The 23,942-nt window shown below is 43.0% G+C and carries 16 protein-coding genes and 2 tRNA genes; 6 read left to right on the top strand and 12 right to left on the bottom strand.

Going from position 1 to position 23,942, the window contains the following annotated elements; genetic code table 11:
* Positions 1–13 precede the first annotated feature (13 nt).
* Positions 14–2,023: an alpha amylase C-terminal domain-containing protein gene (locus tag C3V43_RS03005; RefSeq protein WP_106068538.1), complete on the top strand. Its 2,010-nt coding sequence runs from the start codon at positions 14–16 to the stop codon at positions 2,021–2,023.
* Positions 2,024–2,113: 90 nt separating this feature from the next.
* On the opposite strand, the gene C3V43_RS03000 is transcribed toward C3V43_RS03005, so the two are convergent.
* The 5 genes from C3V43_RS03000 to C3V43_RS02980 all read right to left on the bottom strand — a co-directional run bounded on the left by C3V43_RS03000 (position 2,114) and on the right by C3V43_RS02980 (position 10,632).
* Complete coding sequence (locus C3V43_RS03000; protein ID WP_106068537.1) at positions 2,114–2,827, bottom strand: tetratricopeptide repeat protein; 714 nt, start codon at positions 2,825–2,827, stop codon at positions 2,114–2,116.
* Between the two features lie 237 nt (positions 2,828–3,064).
* Positions 3,065–4,516: an AbgT family transporter gene (locus C3V43_RS02995; RefSeq protein WP_129588725.1), complete on the bottom strand. Its 1,452-nt coding sequence runs from the start codon at positions 4,514–4,516 to the stop codon at positions 3,065–3,067.
* The gene (locus tag C3V43_RS02990; protein ID WP_106068535.1) at positions 4,509–5,234 is read right to left on the bottom strand and encodes a DUF5932 domain-containing protein; all 726 of its coding nucleotides are present in this window, start codon (positions 5,232–5,234) and stop codon (positions 4,509–4,511) included. The genes C3V43_RS02995 and C3V43_RS02990 overlap by 8 nt, the downstream gene beginning before the upstream one ends.
* 4 nt (positions 5,235–5,238) lie before the next feature.
* Positions 5,239–9,585, bottom strand: coding sequence for a DUF5113 domain-containing protein (locus C3V43_RS02985; protein WP_106068534.1), 4,347 nt, complete (start codon positions 9,583–9,585; stop codon positions 5,239–5,241).
* Positions 9,586–9,723: 138 nt separating this feature from the next.
* Complete coding sequence (locus C3V43_RS02980) at positions 9,724–10,632, bottom strand: transposase (protein WP_234878149.1); 909 nt, start codon at positions 10,630–10,632, stop codon at positions 9,724–9,726.
* 163 nt (positions 10,633–10,795) lie between these two features.
* On the opposite strand from C3V43_RS02980, the gene C3V43_RS02975 reads away from it, so the two are divergent.
* Positions 10,796–11,734 (top strand): ribose-phosphate pyrophosphokinase, encoded by a 939-nt coding sequence (locus C3V43_RS02975; protein ID WP_164996213.1) that lies wholly within the window; start codon positions 10,796–10,798, stop codon positions 11,732–11,734.
* 462 nt (positions 11,735–12,196) lie between these two features.
* On the opposite strand, the gene C3V43_RS02970 is transcribed toward C3V43_RS02975, so the two are convergent.
* Positions 12,197–12,281 (bottom strand) — tRNA-Ser (locus C3V43_RS02970).
* A 250-nt stretch (positions 12,282–12,531) separates the two neighbouring features.
* On the opposite strand from C3V43_RS02970, the gene C3V43_RS02965 reads away from it, so the two are divergent.
* From C3V43_RS02965 to C3V43_RS02955, 3 genes are all read left to right on the top strand, one after another.
* Entirely contained in the window at positions 12,532–13,428 is an 897-nt protein-coding gene (locus tag C3V43_RS02965) for an IS5 family transposase (RefSeq protein ID WP_106068533.1), read from the top strand.
* 25 nt (positions 13,429–13,453) lie between these two features.
* Positions 13,454–14,140 (top strand): hypothetical protein, encoded by a 687-nt coding sequence (locus C3V43_RS02960; protein WP_106068532.1) that lies wholly within the window; start codon positions 13,454–13,456, stop codon positions 14,138–14,140.
* 135 nt (positions 14,141–14,275) lie between these two features.
* Positions 14,276–14,350, top strand: a tRNA-Pro gene (locus C3V43_RS02955).
* A 241-nt stretch (positions 14,351–14,591) separates the two neighbouring features.
* On the opposite strand, the gene C3V43_RS02950 is transcribed toward C3V43_RS02955, so the two are convergent.
* From C3V43_RS02950 to C3V43_RS02940, 3 genes are all read right to left on the bottom strand, one after another.
* Positions 14,592–15,722: a hybrid sensor histidine kinase/response regulator gene (locus C3V43_RS02950; RefSeq protein ID WP_106068531.1), complete on the bottom strand. Its 1,131-nt coding sequence runs from the start codon at positions 15,720–15,722 to the stop codon at positions 14,592–14,594.
* Between the two features lie 29 nt (positions 15,723–15,751).
* Positions 15,752–16,696: a UDP-glucuronic acid decarboxylase family protein gene (locus C3V43_RS02945; protein ID WP_106068530.1), complete on the bottom strand. Its 945-nt coding sequence runs from the start codon at positions 16,694–16,696 to the stop codon at positions 15,752–15,754.
* Positions 16,697–16,892: 196 nt separating this feature from the next.
* Positions 16,893–18,104 carry a sugar MFS transporter gene (locus tag C3V43_RS02940; protein WP_106070430.1) on the bottom strand — a complete coding sequence of 404 codons (1,212 nt, stop codon included), beginning with the start codon at positions 18,102–18,104 and terminating at the stop codon, positions 16,893–16,895.
* Between the two features lie 820 nt (positions 18,105–18,924).
* Between C3V43_RS02940 and C3V43_RS02935 the strand changes: the two genes are divergently transcribed.
* Positions 18,925–20,025: a glycoside hydrolase family protein gene (locus C3V43_RS02935; RefSeq protein WP_106068529.1), complete on the top strand. Its 1,101-nt coding sequence runs from the start codon at positions 18,925–18,927 to the stop codon at positions 20,023–20,025.
* A 388-nt stretch (positions 20,026–20,413) separates the two neighbouring features.
* Here C3V43_RS02935 and C3V43_RS02930 read toward each other — a convergent pair whose 3' ends face one another.
* From C3V43_RS02930 to sufC, 3 genes are all read right to left on the bottom strand, one after another.
* On the bottom strand, positions 20,414–21,628 hold the full coding sequence (locus tag C3V43_RS02930; protein WP_106068528.1) for a cysteine desulfurase: 1,215 nt from the start codon (positions 21,626–21,628) through the stop codon (positions 20,414–20,416).
* Between the two features lie 98 nt (positions 21,629–21,726).
* Complete coding sequence (gene sufD / locus C3V43_RS02925) at positions 21,727–23,070, bottom strand: Fe-S cluster assembly protein SufD (RefSeq protein ID WP_106068527.1); 1,344 nt, start codon at positions 23,068–23,070, stop codon at positions 21,727–21,729.
* Between the two features lie 93 nt (positions 23,071–23,163).
* Positions 23,164–23,919 carry a Fe-S cluster assembly ATPase SufC gene (gene sufC / locus C3V43_RS02920; RefSeq protein WP_106068526.1) on the bottom strand — a complete coding sequence of 252 codons (756 nt, stop codon included), beginning with the start codon at positions 23,917–23,919 and terminating at the stop codon, positions 23,164–23,166.
* Between the last annotated feature and the right edge of the window lie 23 nt (positions 23,920–23,942).

Genomic DNA, 23,942 nt, shown 5'->3' with positions numbered 1-23,942 from the left:
AAAACAATCCTTTATGGAGACACTGAATTTGATTAAAAACGACCCTTGGCTGGAGCCTTATGCCGAGGCCATCAACGGACGTCATCAGTATGCCGTCGACAAAGAAGCCGAATTGACCGACGAAGGAAAGCAGAGCTTATCTGATTTTGCAGACGGCTACATGTATTTTGGCCTGCATCGCACAGATGATGGTTGGGTGTTTCGTGAGTGGGCACCGAATGCAACCGAAATCTTTCTGGTAGGCACATTCAACGACTGGAAAGAAGATAAGAAATACAGTCTGAAGCGAAAAACGAATGGTAATTGGGAGATAAAACTTCCGGCCGATGCCATGAAACATGGTGACTTATATAAACTGATGGTACATTGGGACGGCGGTTACGGCGAACGTATTCCGGCATGGGCTACCCGTGTGGTGCAGGACGAACAGACCAAAATATTCAGTGCACAAGTCTGGACGCCGGAGAAAGCGTATAAGATGAAGAAACGTTCCTTTAAACCGACCACCGATCCTTTGCTGATATATGAATGCCATATCGGTATGGCTCAACAGGAAGAGAAGGTGGGAAGCTATCGGGAATTTCAGGAAAAAGTTCTTCCGCGCATAGCCAGGCAGGGTTATAACTGCATACAGATAATGGCCATTCAAGAGCACCCCTATTACGGTAGTTTCGGATATCATGTTTCCAGTTTCTTTGCGCCATCCTCCCGTTTCGGTACCCCGGAAGAACTGAAAGAATTGATTGATACGGCCCATAGTATGAATATTGCCGTCATCATGGATATTGTTCATTCTCATGCAGTGAAAAATGAAGTGGAGGGTTTGGGGAATTTTGCCGGTGATCCTAACCAATACTTCTATCCCGACGGGCGGCGTGAACATCCGGCTTGGGATTCTCTATGTTTTGATTATGGAAAAAATGAAGTTATACACTTCTTGTTATCCAACTGTAAGTACTGGCTGGAAGAATTTCATTTTGACGGCTTCCGTTTTGATGGTGTAACATCTATGTTGTATTACAGCCACGGTTTGGGCGAAGCGTTCTGTAACTATGAAGAGTACTTTAACGGTCATCAGGATGATAATGCCATTTGTTATCTGACCCTTGCCAACAGGCTTATCCACCAAGTAACCCCCAAAGCCATAACGATTGCCGAAGAAGTTTCGGGAATGCCCGGATTGGCAGCCAAGTACGAAGATGGCGGTTATGGATTTGACTATCGCATGGCAATGAACATTCCCGACTATTGGATTAAGACAATCAAAGAAAAAATAGATGAAGACTGGAAACCGTCAAGTATGTTTTGGGAAGTCACCAATCGTAGAAAAGATGAAAAGACAATCTCTTATACGGAGAGTCATGACCAGGCATTGGTGGGCGACAAAACCATCATTTTCCGTCTGGTGGATGCCGATATGTACTGGCACATGCAGAAGGGAGATGAGAATTATACGGTGAATCGCGGTATAGCTCTTCATAAAATGATACGTTTGTTGACAGCAACGACTATCAATGGCGGCTATCTGAACTTTATGGGCAATGAGTTCGGCCATCCTGAATGGATTGATTTTCCTCGTGAAGGTAACAGTTGGTCGTGCAAATATGCTCGCCGTCAATGGAATTTGGTGGACAATCCTCAATTGGCATATCATTACATGGGCGATTTTGATACGGCAATGCTCGAAGTGGTGAAAAGCGTGAAGAACTTCCAGGCTTCACCGGTTCAGGAAATATGGCATAATGACGGCGATCAGGTATTGGCTTATATGCGCAAGAATTTGGTTTTTGTGTTTAACTTCAACCCTAAACAGTCTTTCACAGACTATGGCTTCCTTGTTCCGGCAGGAACATACGAGGTCATTCTGAACACGGATAATCCTGCATTTGGCGGCAATGGTTTTGCAGATGATACAGTGAAACATTTCACCAATCACGATCCATTGTACAAAAAGGAAAAGAAAGAATGGCTGAAGCTCTATGTACCGGCACGTACAGCTGTCGTGTTGAGAAAAATCGAGTAATAAATATCAGACACGGAATCTCACATATTTACATGATGTTCGTATGTCTATCCGTAAATCTGGAAATTCCGTGTCTGAACCTGAAACCTTTTAATTCAATTGGGTATTAATGAAGTTTATCATTGTTTTTGCATTATCCAGCATTTTCTTTTGACCCGGATTGCCGGCAGAGAGTAATGGAATAAGCTTATCCAAATATTCTTTAGCTTCTTTAAACTCTACTTTAGCTTTTTCCTTATCTGTCTTCAAAGCAACGGCTCCCTTACTGTAATATAAAGTTCCCAGACCGTTAAGGGCATTTACATTATCTTCTTGAATCGTTATTGCTTGCTTATAGGCATCTACCGCAGCATCGGTCTTTTGGGCTTTCTGTGCCATGATTCCCTGATTTACATAATAAGTGGCATATAATCTCGTTAATGTTTGGTTATCCGGATTTGCTTCCAGTCCTTCTTTTAAAGTTGCTACATATTCGTCATTCTTCTTCAAATTTTTCAATGCCCCGGCTTTTCCTATATAAGCATTTGCCAAATTATATTTCTTTTGGATGGCGATATCGAAATATTTCAGAGCTTCGGCCGGTTTCTTTATCTTATCGGCACAAACGCCGCAGTTGTATGCGATTACAGAGTCTTGATTATTTGTTTGTGTCAAATAAGTGCTGAAATTCGTATAAGCTACCTGATAGTTTTTAGCCTCAAGAGCAGCTTTACCATCATTTACCAATTGTGCAGGATCAGCATTTTGTGCAAAGAAATTTGCGGCTACACAACATAGTGTAATAGATAAGATTAATTTTTTCATACGTTTTATATTAATTAAAAGTTGATTTTCAAAAATAGTCAGCTAAGATATAGTAGCAAAACCTTTTTAACTTTTTTGAGCTTTTTAGAAAGGCTGTAACAAGTGTTATTTTACGTGAACGCATATGAGGTTAATGCTTCCAATTCCAAATTGATTGACCCAATATAGTTTCTTTATCCATTTACAACAAACTGAGAAAAGCGTATCTATAAAAAACGGATTGGCAGACAAGCAGCACTATAACCCTAATGGTAAATCGCTGATGTACCATAGTATGAGCAAAACCGTCCAAAAGAATAAAATGGTAAGTGAATATTTCCATGTATATTTCAGAAGCGAGCCATAGGTTGCTTTTTTATCATATTGCTGCATATAAGTCAGAACGAGTGGCATGTAAAAGATAAAGGGGGTAATGGCATTGGTGGCACTGTCGCCAATGCGATAAGCACATTGGGTCATGTCCGGCGAAATGCCCATACCCGCCAATACCGGAACAAAGATGAATGACATGAAAGTCCATTTGGCGGTGGCCGATACCATAATCGTGTTGACCAAGGCAGTGAACAGAATGAACAATATCAGAATCCATATACTGCTTAAACGTACAGAAGAAAGCAAATTTGCTCCCATGATGGCTATGCATCTGTCCAGATGAGAATACTCGAAACATGCAAACATTTGTGCGGCAAAGAAAGTTATCACAAAGTACACACTTAGCAATTTCATGGGTTGCGTCAGTCCTTCTATCACATCACCGTCCGTGCGATAACGTCCCGAAGCAAAACCGTACACCATCCCTGTTAATCCTATGCCAAGAGATAACAAAAAGAGAATGCCCACGATGAAAGGAGAACGAATCAGTCCACCATTGACGCTCCGTAGTATGCCCCATGGAGAGAAAGTTGCCCATATGATAATACCGGTGTACAGCAAAGCCACCATAACGGCTCCTATCATAGCCCTTCGTTCTTTTCGGGATAATTGTTTGTATCCGCTGAAACGAATGTTGCCTCCGTACTCGCCTAAACCGGGTAACAAGCTCTTACGGGTTATATAATAAATGACAAATGTGAGCAGGAAAGTAGAAGCAAAGAAAAAATAATAATTGCACAGAGGTCCCGTTTGCCCGGAAGCAATGTTCGACATATCAGCTGCTTCTTGAGTAGAAGCGGCAAGCATCGGATCCAAAGTAGTCAAAAAGATATTAGCGCTATATCCGCAAGAGACAGAAACGTATGCTGTGATTATTCCCCCTATGGGATGCAAGCCAACGGATTGGAATAAAGTGGCTGCTATGGGGAGCAAAATGATATATCCTGCATCTCCCACCACATTGGAGAGCAAGCCTAAGATTATCACCCAAACAAGCGTACGCCAAGGAGCGAGTTTGCTCCGTACTCCTCTGCGGATACATGCATCAATGAATCCCGAATGTTGAGCCACACCGATTCCAAACATAGCTACAATCACCAAACCCAGAGGAGCAAATCCCGTAAAGTTGGTGATTACATGGCGCAATAGCCAGCGTATGCCTTCCGGACTCAGTAAGCTTTGCACGCGTATCTCCTCGCCCGTCTGCGGATGCAGCACGCTCAAACCATAGATGTCAAATATCCATGATAGGAGGATGACTGCCAGCGTCAACAGGAAGAACATCGTGGCGGGGTGTGGCATGCGCTGTCTACTCATCGTCGGCTTCCAGATTATCAATGTTCAAGATGCGGAGTTCTAATGCGCGTACTGCCAGTCGGGTGGCATTCACCCCCACTCGTTCGTCGGGAGAAAAAAGACGTCCCACCAAATCGTTCTGACGCTTCTCCAACGACTTCACTCCAAACGGCATACCTTTCAGGTTGGCTATCATCTCCTTGGTATATCCCAATGCCAGATGGCGAAGGAACCGCTCGTCGTACTCATCGATGTCGTAGCTGATAATAGCTTCCTGACGTTTAGCGTCATTCAATACCGATTTTTTAAATCGCTCTACAATCTTCTCTAAGATAGGATGATTGAAGACCATTTTTTTTCCATCCATCACGGCTTGCACATCGGTTTTGGTAAGCAGTTCTCCGGTTTTCAGAATAATACCGTCTGCTCCGGCCTCAAGTACATCTACCCATAACTTCTCGTTCAGGATTTCTCCGGTGAATATCAGGACATGCACGTCGGGGTAACGTTTGATAATGTTGCGGCAGATATCGACTCCGATGGTGGTAGAGCCTCCCAAACCTAAGTCCAGCAAGACGAGGTCAGGCACACCGTTTTCCATCAAAGTCCAAAACTCTTGTTCGGTCATAGCAGTGCCAATGACCTCTGCATTGGGTATTTCATGGCGGAAGATTTCTTCCGTGCCTTTCAGTTCGAGTTTGACATCTTCAACGATGATTACTTTGAAATTTTTGTTCATATCTTTATTTTTTCGGTAGCGTAAAATATACAGTAAAACCTCCATCTTTCTCCGGCTCGGCGTTGATTCTACATCCGCGACGTCCGGCAAACTCGTCATGATCGCGAATTATCTGTTTGCAAATCAGATATTCCGTTCCGTGGAGCTCTCCTCTTTCACTTGCTGTCATACGAGCCAGCTCCGGATAAAATAAATGATTCAACTCCTCTTGGCTTTTCTCCCTACGCATATCTGTAAACCGGAAACGTACGAAGTCGCCGTCTTCTTCAGCCGTCAGATGGATATTTCCGGTTGAAGAATGGGAAAATGCTTCATCAATCAAATTTTCAAGTAAGAAAAGCAGCAGATTCCAATCACCGATTATCCACTCTTCCAATGTCTCTATCTTGAAGTTGAGATGTGATTTACCAGCTTTGTTCTTTTTAAGGAAATACTTCTCGGCAGCATTCATTAATTTGGCTACGGCGATGGTGGAACGACGAAAAGTGACTTCTTCCAATTGCCGGGAGGCACAGGAACTGAGTATCGTGAAGATTCCTTTGTAATATTCTATCAATTCACGGATAGCAATAACGGTTTCTCTTTCCTCATCCTCTGCCATCTGTCCCGAGCGCAATTTTCCGATCAATTGTTTTATCTTATTGGGATAATAGATGGTTTCATGCTTAATTGTAGAAAGGCAGTTGTCTAAAACCATGTTCTGTACGTGCAACAGACAGTCTTCCCGCGATGCTCGTCGGGCTTCATCTTGCGCCGTCTCAATATCTCGGAATTTGACGATCAGTTTTACCACTGCATTAAAAAGTACGATGGCTATGTATTTGGCAATGAGTTCTAACAGCAGGTGATCTGTTTCTTGCTCTGTCCCTACCCTGCGTTCCAAGCACAGCACGCCAATACACAGTCCCGCACTTCCGGTATCTACCATAAGCGGCAAAGCATACGTGTTTCCTTCAGAGATGTAGGCATGTCGATCAAAACTTTGCTGCATTATATTTTTCCACAGCACTTCTTGTTCTGTTCCTATTTCTTCGGCAGGGTTGGAAGTGAACTCCAGTTGCCGGGTTGTTTCGTTATAAATGGCAAGAATCAATCTGTCAATACTTAACAACTCATTTACTGCATCGAAAGCAGAATTTACAATTTGCAGTGGTATTGCCTTCCAGATATTTTCTTCCTGCCGGAGCATCTCTTCACTCTTTGAAATAGATAATAAAGAGGAGGCAAACACTTTTTCGTTTATTTCCAACACTTGCTCCAGGTTCCAGCGGTTGACTAAACGTTTGCGGATATAAAGGACATAGTAACCCAACAACAAAGCAAATAATAAAATCAGGGTTAACAAGATGCCAACCATTCTGTTGGTAGTGGAACGTTCCAGCTGTCGGCAGTATTCTTCGAGAGACTGATCCTCACCCAATAGCTTATATAAAGCGGTGTAGGCCGCATTGTTATAATTATAATCATCCCAATGCTTCAATGCAAGAAATGAAACAGCAGCTTCGTTCCTGATATCCAAAATGACATGAAAATCGGAATTAAACATTCTGTTCCACCAATCCAATTCTGCCGGCGTACCGTTACCGGTCAAAGTCATGTAGCGGTGCGGATGCGGTGCATATCGTTTGTAATGTTCATTCAGGCAATACATGGCAGAATCTATATATAGCAGAGCCGCCTCATATTTTTCTTCCACATTGCAGTAGTAAGCCTCATTGGCATAATCCGAAGCTGCGTCGAGTAGTCTTTCGTACTCATTTCGGGCATTTAATGCCAATGAGTCGTTCCTTGTGTCTACAGATACTTCATCCCTTTCATAGCGGTGGCAGGAAGATATCCCTAAGGATAAAAACAGTAATAAAACAGATGTCGTTTTACGAGTGATTCCGGGCAGCCTAAAATAGAAACGGCTGCCTTGTCCCAAGGTGCTTTCCACATTGAATATACAGACCTTGAATAAATCATTGGTCTTGCGATATTTTTCAATAATGCCTTTGCAGTTCATCAGTCCGAAACCATTTCCTTTGTTCTTTTGTAATTCCTCCTTATCAAGGGTTTCGTTCATTCCGATGGCTTTCGAGTCGTAAACTTTTTCACCGACGATGCGTGCCACGTCTTCCGACGACAGTCCACAGCCGTTATCTTCTACTGAAATCTCCACGTAATCCGCTTCTTGCTTCGTATAAATTCTTACTGTTCCTCCCCGTGGAGTATATTTACGTGCATTTTCGGCCAATGTGTTAATCATGAACAAGGTCAATGCTTTATCGGCCTTCACCCAAGAATCCGTAGGTAGTACGTCCAACGTGAGTTGCTTCATTTCGAAAGCTCGGTTTCCTTTACGCACCAAGTCAAACAATTCATTCAATTCAAAGGTTTCCACATTCAGACTAAGTTTTCCTTGTTTCATCTTGATCCATAAAGCAAGAATATCGTTATACTCGTTGATTGTAGTCACCAGTTCATTCATGTATAGATACCTATCAGCCTTTATACTTTCATCTTCCACGGATTCTTTTCGGGTAAGCTTGTGTACTTCGTTGATGATACGGTCGATATATGGATGGATACCGTTCACAATAGCCATGCATGCCTTCTTTATCAGATTCTGCCGCTTGTTTCCTGCTATGTGTTGTTCGTGGATATAACGTTGTTTTTCCAGCCTTCGGCGCTCGTCACCCAAAGAAAGGGTGGTCATACCATTATCCAATGCCCATTGAATATAAGGAGATATCACTTTTACCATTGCCTGTTCGTCTTTTCCGATATGACATGGAAAGGTTAATTTACCATCTTTAATTCGGATATCTTTTACTCCAAAGAGTAACTCTAATTCCGGACAGACTGATTTTTGAATGGCTTCGACTATTTCTTCTTCGCTATGTGCATCGGCTGGAATGGATACTGTAATTTTTTGGCAAATATCCAACATCAGTTGCAGGCGATGAAGATGAAGGTTGCTTTTGGCTTTGGAACGTTTATTGAAAAGCCAGAAGAGGAAAAATAACAGCACGAAACCGATAAGCACCACTGAAAGTACGACATTCAATTGTTTCGATTCCTTCTCCAGTTCCTGATACCGGCTTTCCAATTCCTTGTCTTGGCGGGTATCCTCCAATATGTCCAAATAGATATTGCGGTTATAATTTAATTTCTCTTTCATTCCGAGGCCGGCATATGATACGGTCAGCTGTTCGCGAATACGTGAAATCCATTCGGGTACGGTCTTTAGTTTGTGATCTATCCATACTCTTTCCGTGCTGATTGTATCTCTGTGGTCAAACGCTTTCAGGTAATCCTCATTGTTATGGCTATCATAGAAACGACGGTGATGATTGTTTACGCATTCCAATGCTTGCTTCAGGGTGTCCAGCGCTTCGGCATATCTGCCATGTCCATTCAAGTACCTGCCAATAGATACATAGGCTCCTGCAATCTGATATAAGTCATTGTATTGGCGAAATTTAGTTAATGCCAACTGTCCAAGTTGCATAGGCAATAAAGAGTCCACAGGTATACCCAGTTGCATTAAATCATGCGATCGCCTGTTCTGAAAGAACTTATAACTATCAGGTGAAACCATTAAGTTGGCAAGGCCTTGCACACTGTTTCCTTCAAAATAGAGGTATCCCTTTCTCGAAGCTATCTGCCAGGTGGTATAAAGCTCGTCAAATTCTTGAAGCATACGTTCTTCCAGAGTTTCGCCTTCGCACAAAGCGGCAGAGCCTTTGATGTAATGATGATACAATAATTGGTTGGTGTCGGTTGCCAGTTCTTCGTTCGCAACTACCATGTTTATGGAAGTTATGGATTCGGGACGCTGTTGCAAATAATAATAGTATACGGCAGATACTATATGAAATTCCGAACGGGCGTAATTCAACCGCATACGTTCGTGTTTATCCACAAAAAGGTCATGGTCTTCCGCTATCCGCTTCATGCGGCGCAAAGCACTGTTTCTATAATCATAAAATTCCTTATTCAAAGCCGTCCGCTGATAAATCTTCATCAAACCGATGTCGGCGATCAGGAGTTCCAATTCGTTTTTAGTTATATTGTAGACATCCATGAACAGCTTCTCTGCTTGTTCAAAATCCATGCGCATAAAGGCACAGAACCCCAGGTTGTTAGAAGCCTCTGCCCGACCCTGTTTATACAGATTCACCTCTTGATAAGCTCGTAGGGCAGCATGATAGGAAGAGTCCAGGTTTTTATATCGATATAAATACGCTACTTGGTTCAAAGAGTCAATATGGCGCACTTCTTTGATGGGAGCTGCTCCCCCACACGAAACCATTACTGCGCATAAGTAAAGTAATCCGGCAAACCATATTGAAGAAAGTCGTTTCATAGAGCAAAACTACAAATAAATCCCTGAAAGAAAAATATTTTTTATACAATAACTCTTGTTTTATGTAATGGGAAATTCATACCTTTGCATACAAATTAACAAATAATGCGAATCAGTAGTTGGTCTCTGATTCTTGTTTTAAAAAATTAGATAAATGAATGCGATGGCAATTTTTCCCATCGTATGTACTAAAAGTCCGGATGTTGATCTGACTTTCATCGCTCTTTGAATATTTGTTTTCTCATTCAGCCAGTTGAAAAACGACTCTATGGGTTGTCTGACCTTTGAAACAGCAGTAGAGAACAGGTCTCTTCCGGCTTTCTCTCTTTGAGTAATAACCGGAGCCTCCCCTTTTATTGCTTTTACGGGAGTTAGCATAGTTACTCCTTGTTCTTGCTGCTTATTCCTCCAGTAAGAGAAATCCGAGTATATCTTATCAGCGAAGATTTTTCTTTTTATAAGGATGTCAGCAGCTTCTCTTTTAAGAACCGTCAGATCATTCTCTTCTGCCGATGATAAGATAATCATTTCAGGAAATGGAATAGTTCCTTCCCTACGAAAGGCTAAAGCATGGATTTTTAGACCGAAATAATAAATGTTCTTTGTAGAACAGTATCCTTTGGTTGCAATTTCAGTAGCTACCTTTCCTGTTTTATTCTTTCCTGCACAGGTAATAATGGGCATAGAGTCAATAAGTGATGTCATAGAATCGCAATCCTCCGGTTTAAAGAATGTAATGAGATGCTTTACAAGTTCACCAATTGCCTCACTCATCAGGTTTAACCGATAGTTGAATGTCTGATAAGAAGGTAGGTTGGGGAACCATGAGAGCAAATATTCTTCAGTGAATGTATGTATCTCTTTGATTTGGAAGTATCGCTGATAGGCTCCGCAAAACAGATATACGGTAAGCAGTTCCTGGTCTGTAAAGATAGGATTTGCATTATTACTGAATCTCTGGCAGTAAAACTTCAGTGAAGACTGGTAAATATCGCAGATGTACATATATATTTTTATAAGTTTTAGCTCTTTCTCCTTGGGAATCATAATTAGAACAATGAGTGGTTTTATTCTTCTAATATACTGATTTCCAAGGAGATTAAGAAACAAACAGACAAGATAATTAATTGAATAATAACATTTTAACTAACTGAATCAAGTAGGGATTTCAACTACTGATTCGCATAAATAGGTAATAGCTATTACACAAATGAGCGAAAAAAACCCCTTTATGGTATTCTCCGGAACAAATTCGAGATACCTTGCAGAAAAAATTTGCGCCAGTCTTAATTGTCCTTTGGGAAAGATGAACATTACCCACTTTGCAGACGGTGAGTTTGCCGTTTCTTATGAGGAGTCTATTCGTGGCGCGCACGTCTTTTTGGTTCAATCAACCTTTCCTAACTCTGACAATCTGATGGAACTTTTGCTGATGATCGATGCAGCTAAAAGAGCATCGGCCAAGAGTATTGTGGCAGTCATTCCCTACTTTGGCTGGGCACGGCAGGATAGAAAAGACAAGCCGCGTGTATCTATCGGTGCGAAACTTGTTGCCGACCTGCTTTCTGTTGCGGGGATTGATCGTCTGATAACGATGGACTTGCATGCCGATCAAATTCAAGGTTTTTTTGATATTCCGGTAGATCACCTGTATGCGTCAGCCGTATTCCTTCCCTACATCGAATCGTTGAAGCTGGAAAATTTAGTAATTGCCACTCCGGACGTAGGTGGTTCCAAACGTGCCAGCACGTTCTCCAAATATCTGGGTGTTCCTTTGGTATTGTGCAATAAAACACGTGAAAAAGCGAATGTAGTTGCCACTATGCAAATAATCGGCGATGTGCAAGACAAGAATGTTGTATTGGTAGATGATATTGTAGATACAGCCGGTACTATTACTAAGGCTGCCAACATCATGATAGATGCAGGAGCTAAGTCTGTTCGTGCCATTGCCAGCCATTGTGTAATGTCTGATCCTGCCTCTTTTAGAATCCAAGAATCATCTTTGACTGAGATGGTGTTTACTGACAGTATTCCCTACTCCAAGAAGTGCGCTAAAGTAAAACAATTAAGCATTGCCGATATGTTTGCCGAAACCATCAAGAGGGTAATGAACAATGAATCTATCAGTTCGCAATATATTATCTAAGAAATATTCGATTGATGAATAACGAAAAAGGGACTATCCGACTTTTTGGACAGCTCCTTTTTCATTATAATGTTTTCTCTTATTTACCTAGTTTTCAAAGGGATTGTTTCGGGAAGTCTGAAAGGTGTTTGATGAAAATACTCTGTGAGTGAAATATGGGGCAGTTCAGAAACTTGTTGACTTTCTATTGCTCGTTCAAAAGATTATTAAAAGAAAAGATAACCGGAGCAGTCAGGAAAATCAGTTGATAAGCCTCCCTTTTTAACTATAAGGATATCAGGATTTTACGCTTGTACAAGTATTGCCTCACACTTGTACAAGTGTAAACTTACATTCCATTTAGGGATAGCATCACCATTTCTACTGTCTTTTCTTTGTATTGCTATTTTTACAATTATGTAATAAAAAATCCTCATAAGCATTCGCTTACAAGGATTCTCTTTATTTTTCAATGCTTTTTAGCGGAGAGAGAGGGATTCGAACCCCGGGTGCCTTGCAGCACAACGGTTTTCAAGACCGCCGCAATCGACCACTCTGCCACCTCTCCAAAATTAAAAAAGAAGCACTTTTCTCTTAAAGCGTTGCAAAGGTACAACTCTTTTTTTATTTCGCAAATGTTATTAGGCAAAAAACAAATTTGTTATCTATGATTTTATATTAATCCAGCTACTAAAAAGGAGCTCATCAAGAGTAGACTATCATTTTACTACATTATTTCCCACTTTATTTTTTTTATGAAATAAAAAACCTTATTTTTACCACATTATTTATAGAAGTGATTTAAACTAATTGATCAAATGATAAACAGCGTACTAATAGCTAAAATTGTTATATTATGGGTGAGCAAACTCATTCATAACAACATCCTCATGTACGCTTTGTTGGACAAAGATACAATAAAAAGTGAAATATTGCCTCATTTATGTGTGGGCAAACGTGGTTTCGTAACTCAAAGTAGTCTTGTTGAAATCGTAAATGCCATTCTTTATAAACTGAAAACAGGGTGTCAGTGGAAATATTTACCTGTAGATTCCCTGTTCAGTGACAAGGTTCTGACCTATGGTGCGGTATTCCATCATTATAACAAATGGAGTAAAAAAGGTGAATGGAAGTCTCTTTGGCTTCATCTTTTGAATAAGCACCGTACAAAGTTTGATATGTCAAGTGTAGACCTTGACGGAAATCATACGGTAGCTATGCGTGGTGGAGAGGAGGTTGGTTATCAGGGTAGAAAAAAGCGCAAGACAACCAACGCTCTTTATATTACAGACCGGCAAGGCATACCGGTTATCATGTCTTCTCCTAAAAGCGGCGAACATCATGATACTCATGACATAAAAAACGTAATCCGCTCCATGATGCATGACCTTGGGATTGCAAAAGTCAGAACAGATGGTCTTTTCTTGAATGCGGATGCCGGATTTGACTGTAAAGCTCTTCGAAGTGTACTTGGCTGTCATGGAGTAGTCTCCAATATCTGCATCAATAAAAGAAACGGGACTCCCAATAATACCGTTGTGGACGAACTGTTGTATGCTGAACGTTATGCCATTGAGAGGACCAATGCATGGATGGACAGTTACAGGACTATTTTAAATCGATTTGAAACAACGGTTAGGAATTGCGAATCATGGAACTATATTGCATTTATGGTAATTCTGCTAAGGAAATATTTGAGAAAAAGAAAAGTTTAAATCACTTCATAATCATAACCTTTGTATGAAAACGAAAGATATCTTTTTTCTCTGTTTTTTAATGGTAATATTTCTACCTTTTTGGTTAAGTTCTTCTCTTTATGATTGGTATAAGTCATTCAATGCCGAACATGGCATGGTGATGAGTTTTCTCAAATTTGCAATACTATCTACCACAGGAGAAGTGCTAGGACTCCGAATTACAGTAGGCGCCTATAATAGGAAGAACTTTGGAGTGCTTCCCCGCATGGTGATCTGGGGATTTTTAGGTATGACCATCAATGCCGCAATGATTATTTTTTCAAGAGGAGTGCCTTATTTTATGGAGTACATGGGAATGGAAAACGCTTCTTTGATCATCAATGGAACATTCAGTTTGAACAAGGTTATAGTCGCTTTCTCTATCTCTGTAGCCATGAATATGATATTTGCTCCAGTCTTTATGACATTTCATAAAATTACAGACAAACACATCCTTGATTGTGGCGGCTCGATCCGCACCCTTATAACTCCTATTCCAATGACACATATTATTACTAATCTCAATTGGAAAACTCAATGGAACTTCGTTTTCAAAAAAACGATTCCTTTCTTTTGGTTTCCTGCCCATACCATCACTTTTCTTCTGCCAGGAGAAATACGGGTACTTTTTGCTGCTCTTTTAGGTGTAGTATTAGGGGTATTGTTGGCTGTAGCAGCTCGGATGAAATAGAGATGATTCCTACTGATATTGGCTATCAGCATTTTACTTTCTTATCGTACATACATCGTATATAAAGTGAAAAAAAGTTTGGTTTATATCAACAAAGTTTCTTATCTTTGCACTCGCTTAAAAAAATGAAGCACTCGGGGTGTAGCGCAGTCCGGTTAGCGCACCTGCTTTGGGAGCAGGGGGTCGTGGGTTCGAATCCCGCTACCCCGACTTCTTTTAGAATAAGTTGCTGTTTTTCCAGCAACTTTTTTGTTTATACGAGTTCCTCATTATATACCAAACTCATTACAGAACCTGAGACCGTAATCCTAACATCCAATGCTTTTCCTTTTAGATAGGTTACACTAAAATTTTACGCTTGCATAAAATACGGGATATCTTATACAAGCGCAAAACATAATTCTCATTTGAAAGAATATAATAAATCAACGAGCTTCAGCCTATCTTCCCGTCACTCTTTCTTCAGCGGGATAGAAAAGCTAAATGTAGAACCCTCTTTTTCTTTGGAAGTAAACCACAGTTTTCCACCATTCTTCATAACAAAATCCTTGCATAGCAGAAGTCCCAAACCAGACCCTTCTTCATTGTTCGTGCCAAACGTGCTGAAATGGGTATCGGTATGCAACAACTTCTTCTGCCCTTCTTCGCTGATTCCACAGCCATAGTCTTGAACGCTGACAACAGCCATGTCGTCCTCCTCTTTGATTGTCACCAAAACTTCGGAGTTCTCTTTGCTAAACTTGATGGCATTGCTCAATAAATTACGAACTACTGTCTTCAGCATATCGATGTCGGCATTCACCATTATCTTATCCGACTTCGTTTCTTTGATCGTTATCTTCTTCAGTTTAGCCACCATATTGAAGATATCAATCACGCTATCTGTCAATTCCACAAGATTCACATCCTGATAAACCACATTCAACTTACCTATCTGACTCTTAGTCCACTTCAGCAAGTTGTCCAGCAGTGAAAACACGTCTTCTGTGGTCTGATTGGCCATAATCAATAATTCGTACATCTCTTCGCCGATCTTCTCTGCCGGCAGATTCAGTATCAGCATGTTCAACACCATTTTGATGGATCCCATCGGAGATCTCAAATCGTGGGCAATGACTGAATATAGTTTATCCCGTCCGGCAATGGTACGTTGCAACTCTTCGGTCTTACTCAGGATAAGACGTTTAGCTGCCACCAACGATATCTGGTGTGTGACACGAATAATCAATTCTTCCTTATTGAAAGGTTTAGAAATAAAATCACTTCCTCCCACCTGAAATCCCTTCACAATATCTGCCGTACCATTCAATGCAGTCAGAAAGATTATTGGAATTTCAGCCGTATCGGGGTTTGCTTTCAATTGCTGGGCTACCTCGAAGCCACTTAAATCCGGCATCATCACATCCAGCAAGATTAAGTCAGGGCTTTCTTTTTTTACCTGCTCCAATGCCTGCCGCCCATTATTGGCCGTGGCAATTGTAAATTTCTCGTTTGTCAAGAGCACCCTCAACAATAACACGTTTGACATCACATCGTCAACGATTAGAATCTTGTACTCAGAAGGATTAATTTCCATATTCATCTTTCTATATAGTTTTCCCGTTATACAAATTACTGATTACCGGGTGTGATTTCTTTAAAATATTCTATCATATGCTGCAAACCTTCATCCAATTCAATGATTGGTTTCCAGTTTAACTTTTCCTTTGCTAAAGTGATATCCGGCTGACGCTGTTTAGGGTCATCGTGCGGCAAAGGTTCAAATATCAATTTTGATTTAGAACCGGACAGTTTAATGATTTTCTCCGCCAACTCCAAAATAGAAAATTCATTGGGGTTTCCCAAGTTCACCGGACCGATAAAATCATCTTCCGTATTCATCATGCGTACCATTCCCTCTATCAAATCGTCTATGTACTGAAAGCTACGAGTTTGATTACCAGAACCATATATCGTAATATCATGATTCTGCAAAGCCTGTACCACAAAGTTAGACACTACCCGACCGTCGTTTGGAAGCATTCGCGGTCCATACGTGTTGAAGATACGTATGATCTTAATCCGTATTCCATTTTGCCGATGATAATCCATAAACAGTGTTTCGGCGCATCGCTTACCTTCATCATAGCAGGAACGAATACCTATAGGATTTACATTTCCCCAATAGCTTTCCACTTGGGGATGGATTACCGGATCACCATATACTTCGCTGGTAGATGCCTGTAAAATCTTTGCTTTTGTTCTTTTGGCCAACCCCAACATATTAATGGCTCCCATCACCGAGGTCTTAATCGTCTTGATTGCATCATATTGGTAATGGATAGGAGAAGCAGGACAGGCCAAATTATATATTTCGTCTACCTCTGTTTCATACGGATTTTCCACATCATGCAACACAAATTCAAAACGAGGATTCCCCTTTAAATGGGCAATATTCTTTTCTGAACCGGTGAAAAGATTATCCAGGCATTGTACTTGATGCCCTTCATTTATCAGACGCGTACAAAGATGAGAGCCTATAAATCCGGCACCTCCACTAACAAGAATCTTCTTCATCCCACTTTATTTTATAATGCTTTGAACAAATCTTTTCTCTATTTATCTTTTGTTGATGACAAATGTAACTGATTTGGGCAAATTGTGCAAGTTTGGTATGAAATATTTCATTTACCTGTGCGAATCAACAATTAACACAATAATATATATGTGAAAAACGGCTTTTCCCGACATTCTTTTATCAAGAGGGCACCTGCTAAGTTGCCTTTGCCACAGATACTATCTTACGAGCATATGCCCATACCACACAATAAGCCACCAACGGCACAATGAATGCCATCACCATGGAGGTATGGTCAGCAACTACCCCCATTAGGAATGGCCCCACCACACCTCCCACCGGTGACATCATCAGGAAAGATGAAGCCTGCTTGGTGTGGCTGCCCAATCCTCTCAAGGAAAGGGCGAATATCGTAGGAAACATGATGGCTTCGAAAGCATAACCGAATAGAAGAGCAACAGGCGAAACTATGCCCACATCAAGCAGAACCAACGCAGTGGTAATCACGGTTCCTGTGGCACAAGCCAACAACATCTTTTCGGCACATACGCGACCCATTATCCAACTGCCGGCAAAACGTCCTAACATGAACAAACCCAATCCGCCGAAAGAGAGCACCACAGAGGCTTCACGGGCATTCATCCAGTTTTGCTCCACCACATAGTTGATAAAAAAACTGTTGACAGAAATCTCTCCGACCTCATAGGCAAACAGTGCCACCAATCCAAAAATGAAAAGTTTATACGACCACAAACTCACTTTATTACCCTCTTTATCCACTTCTACGCTATGTTCTATTTCGGGAAGTCTGACTTTGGAAAAAAGCAACGCCACCAACAACACCACAATGCCCATGCAGACATAAGGCAACGCTACGCTCCCCTCTCCGGCTTGTCCATCTTTTGAGAACAAAAGCAAGCCGGCCAATACAGGTGCACAGATACATCCCAATCCATTGAAAGACTGAGCAAAATTCAGACGACTGGCAGCTGTTTCTTTTGCTCCCAGTTCCGTGGCATAGGGATTGGCTGCTGTTTCAAGAAACGTCAACCCGCATCCTATCACAAATAGGGCAAACAAGAAAAGATTGAATGACAAATAATACTGTCCGGGGATAAACAGCAGCGAACCGACACCGTAAAGCAATAATCCGAATACCACACCCCTGCGATATCCGAAACGGCTGATGAACAATCCTGCAGGAACAGCCATGACAAAATAGCCCATATACATGGTCATCTGGATAAAGGCTGAATGGGTTTTCGTAATGTCTAATATTTCCTGAAAATGTTTATTCAGAACATTCAGAATGGCATGGGCAAATCCCCACAAGAAAAAGAGAGAAGTAATCAGGATAAAGGGAACAAGATATTGTTCTCCCACCAATGGTATCCGTTTCTGTTTCATCATATACTAATGTCAAAAAGCCATCTTAAAGTTGTTCAAATTGCAGCTGCAAAGATAAACAAAACTCTAAAGAAAAAGCCTATTGGTTATCTGATGTTTCCTCCTGCCTTGTCAGACACTTGCCTCTGACGGCTCAGACACTTGTGTCTGTCACGTCAAACACAAGTGTCTGTCGGCTTGAACACCTGCCTCTGTCACGACAAAGGATTGCAGCTGTCAAAACAGGACGAAGGCGGCCGGCCTGAAAGGCTCTCTTCTCTTCTGCCTGACCATTGTAAAACCGATGTATTCAAGAAATATCCGCCCGATAGGATGCAGCCCCTCATCTTTAGAAGAAGGAACCGCCTATCCCGAACTCTGATTAAATAATTATGAACAGCATCAATGGAACCATAAAAAAGTTTATCTTACCGAACGGCAACACTGCCCATTGAGAAACAGATTCCGGACATTACGAATATCCATCCATTATCGGATATGGCTTTGAAACAGGATTTTTTCTATCTGGATTTTGCAAGTGTCACAAAAAAAGATTAATTTTAAACTTTCAAATAAGTAAGCCTTTCGTCGCAACAAGGCACAAGCCTGATGCATAAGAAGGTTTCAACACTTATATAGACAGTCTGATGGACAGAACTTTTATTGAGGTTGATGCACATCAGAGGGAAAGGTCGATCTTGGTTACTCTTCGGCAGGGTTGTGAAAAAAAGGGAAGTACTCTCGGACTTGTCTTTTGCCAATGCACCAACCGTTTAAGGAGACTAAGCATTCATCCGGTAATTATTTGAGACATAATAGAACTAACTCTAAAATAATCATTATGAAAAACCTGTTTATCTTATTCATCCTCTCCTTCCTCGCAGGATGTGGAGCAAAAGACCAAATCACAGTTCCTCTCTACGTATGGCAGTCGTGGGAAGAAAGCACAACGGAAAATAGTCTGCGAAGCGACTTCGAACGTTGGAAAACATACGGTACGGTAGGTGTATGCTTCAACGCCCACCTTGATTCTGCCAAGATAGCTACCGCAGCGCGTATCGCCAAAGAATTGGGGTTGGAATACCACGCATGGATTCCTACCATGTTGCAAGAAGGACTCGATTCTACTTGTTATACGGTGAACCGCCTCGGTGAATCGGCCTACGACAAACAAGCCTACGTGCCTTACTACAAGACGCTTGACCCGCTTAATCCCCAAGTCCGACGCTTTCTGAAAGAACAATTCGAACGTATCGCCTCTATCAAGGAAGTGGATTATATCCAGCTGGATTATATCCGTTATGCAGATGTCATTCTGGCCCGCGGCCTGTGGGACAAGTATGGGCTGACGATGAACGAAGAGTATCCCAAGGCCGACTACTGTTATTGCGACAGTTGCGTAGCTGCTTTCCAACGAACCAGCGGCATCGACATAAGGCAAGTGACAAATCCTTCGACCAACCAAGAGTGGGCGCAATTCCGTTGTGATGCTATCACAAGCCTGGTGAACGAGTTAGTTGACGCCATTCATGCCAAAGGGAAAAAAATCAGTGCCGACGTCTTCCCCGGACCGCAGAGCTATGCCGTATGGATGGTGCGCCAAGAATGGAACAAATGGAACGTGGATGCCTACTTCCCGATGAACTACAATGACTTCTACAAGGAACCGGCCGAGTGGATAGGTAAAGTGACGGCTGAAGAAGTAAAAAGCGTAGCCGACAAGAAGACACCCGTTTACAGCGGACTTTTCATCTGCCGCGACTGGCAAAACAAAGCTAACCTGATCGACCCTGAGCACTCCGGTCTGCTGCCCTCCGAAATAGAAAAAGCCGTGGCCGGTTCAATGAAGGCCGGAGCCACCGGTGTATGCTTGTTTACGCCCAACGATATGACGCCCGAACATTGGGAAGCCTTGAGGAAAGCCATCAGAAAGACGTACTGATAACTATTGGCTGAACAAGCCATCCCAAGAGCCGCCTATCAAGCTGTTCTATAAGATCTGCCAAACACTTGTGCCCGACATGATCGGCACAAGTGTTTTTCATTTTAACACACAAGCAAGAACAAATTCGAGGAACGGAGCTATCCGAGAAGCATAGCAAACACAAGCCCACACTTTAGTGAACCTATGCCCACACTTAACGAACCGCAACCCCACACTTTAGAAGCCATATGCCCACACTTCAGAGGAGCTCTCCCCACACCTTAGGAGAGGTTAGACCACACTTTAGAGAAGACAAACTGAAAGGAAAGATAGATCATCGACTAACAATTCAGACTACGCCGGAAGCCAATTCCCCCTTCCTCATACGGTCAGAAGTGTTGAAACATCAGAACATCCGGCTGACACGTTCGATACCGGCTACCAACGCATCAATCTCCTCGCGCGTATTATATAGCCCGAACGAGGCACGCACGATACCTTCTATACCAAGGCGTTGCATCAATGGCTGGGCACAATGATGCCCGGTGCGCACGGCAATACCTAAACGGTCGAGCAGCGTCCCCATGTCAAAATGATGGATATCGCCCACCAAGAACGAAATGACACTCCCCTTCTCTTCCGCCTCCCCGAAAATGCGCATACCGGGAACTTCTTTCAGCCGTTGCATGCCGTAGAAGGTAAGTTCATGCTCGTAGGCAGCAATCTTATCCATGCCGATAAGCGAAACATAATCCAGCGCTTTGGCAAGTCCCGTCGTACCGATGTAATCGGGCGTTCCGGCTTCGAACTTGAAAGGCAGCTCGTTGAACGTGGTCTTCTCGAACGACACGCTTCGTATCATCTCGCCGCCACCCTGATAGGGAGGCAGCCTGTCCAGCCACTCCTCCTTGCCGTAGAGCACGCCTACACCGGTGGGGCCGTAGACCTTATGGCCGGAGAAGACAAAGAAGTCGACATCCAGCTCCTGCACATCTACGGGCATGTGTGGAACGGACTGCGCGCCGTCTATCAGCACGGGCACTCCCTGCTTGTGTGCAAAGGCAATCATCTCCTTTACGGGATTTATCGTGCCGAGCACATTGGATACATGCGCAAGGCTGACAATCTTCGTGCGTTCGGAAAACAGGTTCTTATACTCCTCCTGCAGCAGTTCGCCTTTGTCATTCATGGGGACTACCTTGATGGCAATTCCCTTCTTGGCTGCCAGCAGTTGCCAGGGAACGATGTTGCTATGATGCTCCATCACGGAGATAATCACCTCATCGCCCTCCTGCATAAACTCTTCGCCGAAACAAGAGACAAGCAGGTTGATACTTTCCGTCGTGCCACGCGTAAAGACAATTTCGTTCGTACTGCGCGCATTGACGAATTTACGCACCGTTTCGCGCGAAGCCTCATGCAGTTCCGTGGCCTGCTGCGAAAGGAAATGTACGCCTCGGTGCACGTTGGCGTTGACGGAGTAATACTCCTCGGAAATGGCATCTACCACCATGCGGGGCTTTTGAGTGGTGGCTCCATTGTCGAGATACACCAACGGCTTGCCATAAACCTCACGCGAGAGTATCGGGAAATCGGTTCTTATCTTCTGAATATCATACATAAACTATCTGATTTAATCAAGGCATGGATGGCACGGACTTCATGGATTCAGTCCATAAAAACCGTGTCAATCCATACAATCCGTGCCTTCTGAATTTCTTATTTGCAAATCGCGCATCCCTGACACTTGTTCAGTTCGCCTCGGAAACGCTTCTCCACCAACAGATGCAAGCGGTCTTTCAAAGCATCCAGACGGATGGTATCAATCACCTCGTTGACAAAAGCGAACATCAACAATAGGCGTGCCTCACGCATCGGAATGCCTCGCTGCCGCATATAGAACAAAGCACTCTCATCAAGCTGCCCTACCGTGGCGCCATGACTGCACTTCACATCGTCCGCATAGATTTCCAGCTGCGGCTGGGTGTACATACGTGCCTCACGAGTAGCGCAAAGGTTTCGGTTGGTCTGCTTTGAATTGGTGTGTTGCGCATCCGGACGCACCAGCACCAAACCTGCAAAAGCCCCTACGGACTGTTCATCAAGCACATACTTGTAAAGTTCGTTGCTGGTACAGTTTGGCACGGCATGGTCTATCTTGGTATGATTATCTACATGCTGGTTCTTATCGGCAATGGCCATACCGCAAAGATTCAAGTCGGCACCTTCGCCTGCAAGCGTCACCTGAGTGGTATTGCGGGTAGTTCCGTTGTGCAAGGTCATGCCGTTCAGCAAAACATTGCTGTGAGCTTTCTGTTCCACATACATGTTGCTGATGCGAACCGTACCCGTATGCGTTTCTTCCAACTCATAAAAGTCGAAAGAGGCATTTTCACCGACAAAGGCTTCCACCACTTGCGTCGTCAAGAAGTTTACATTGTCCATTGCATGGTCGCACACCAGAAAACGGGCTTGCGCACCCTCTTCCAAAACAATCAGCATACGTCGGTTCACCATGAAACTGACATCTCCACGCAGAATATTCACCAACTGAATGGGCTTCTCCACTACTACGTTCTTGGGCACATAAAGCAATACGCCGTCTTGCGCAAAAGCCGTATTGAAAGCTGTCACACCATCCTCGGCCGTATTGGCCAGCTTGCCATAATGCTTCCTCACCAGTTCGGGATGCTGTTCGGCCATCTCCTTCAGACTACCAAAGAGAACGCCTTCGGGCAGAAGAGACTTCGGCAAGTTCTTGCCGTAGAAAGAATCGTTCACCACGAAATAAAGGGCAGTGCTCATATTGGGAACGTCGCACTTAAACACCTCATAAGGGTTCACCGGAATATCCAGACGGTTCAAATTCAAGCCATAATCCGGCTCAAAGAACTTGCCGACATCGGTATATTTGTACTTCTCCTGCTTACGGGTGGGAAAGCCCAGCCGCTCAAAGTCGGCAAAAGCTGCTGCACGTGGCGCATTCATCACCTCGGCACTATGCCGGCATATCATCGCCTCCGTTTGGGAGAAAAGGTCTATATATTGTTGTTCAGGTTTCATAACTTCCTTTATTTTTTAAGCAAGAATTCAGGGATTTATCAATGATTGAAAGGCCTTTCAACTCAAGAAGTTCCACACAATCCGCGCCTAATTCTAAAAATCTCCCGCCTCTTTTTTTATCCAGTCGAAGCCGCGCAGCTCAATCTCCTTTGCCAGTTCAGGACCTCCGCTCTTCACGATACGTCCGCCAAGCAAAACGTGTACCTTATCGGGTTTGATATAGTCCAACAAGCGCTGATAGTGAGTAATCACTATTGCACTGGTTTCCGCCGTCTTCAGCTTGTTAAAGCCATCTGCCACGATGCGCAGGGCATCCACATCCAGACCGGAGTCCGTCTCGTCCAAAATGGCAAAAGCCGGCTCCAGCATGGCCATCTGAAAGATTTCATTACGCTTCTTCTCACCACCGCTGAACCCCTCGTTCACGCTACGGTTGGCAAGTTTATTATCCAACTCCACGATGGCGCGCTTCTCGCGCATCAGCTTCAGGAACTCGCCGGCCGACAAAGCCGGCAGATGCCGATACTTGCGCTGCTCGTTCACGGCAGCACGCATGAAGTTCACCATCGAGACTCCCGGAATCTCTACCGGCAACTGAAAAGAAAGGAAAATTCCCTCATGAGCACGGTCTTCGGCACTCATCTCAAGCAAATCCTTTCCGTTGAAAGTAATCGAGCCGCGCGTCACCTCATAAGCGGGATGGCCCACCAATACATTGCTCAATGTACTTTTACCGGCACCGTTCTGTCCCATCAAGGCGTGCACTTCACCGTCCCGTATGGTCAAATCGATGCCTTTTAATATCTCTTTGCCATTGATGCTGGCATGCAGGTCTTTTATCTCTAACATCTTTATCTTATTTATCTTAACTA

Source organism: Prevotella heparinolytica (assembly GCF_002998535.1).
GTDB classification, from domain to species: domain Bacteria; phylum Bacteroidota; class Bacteroidia; order Bacteroidales; family Bacteroidaceae; genus Bacteroides; species Bacteroides heparinolyticus.
Note: the sequence above shows the minus strand (reverse complement) of the source record. Positions and strands in the feature narration are given on the sequence as shown.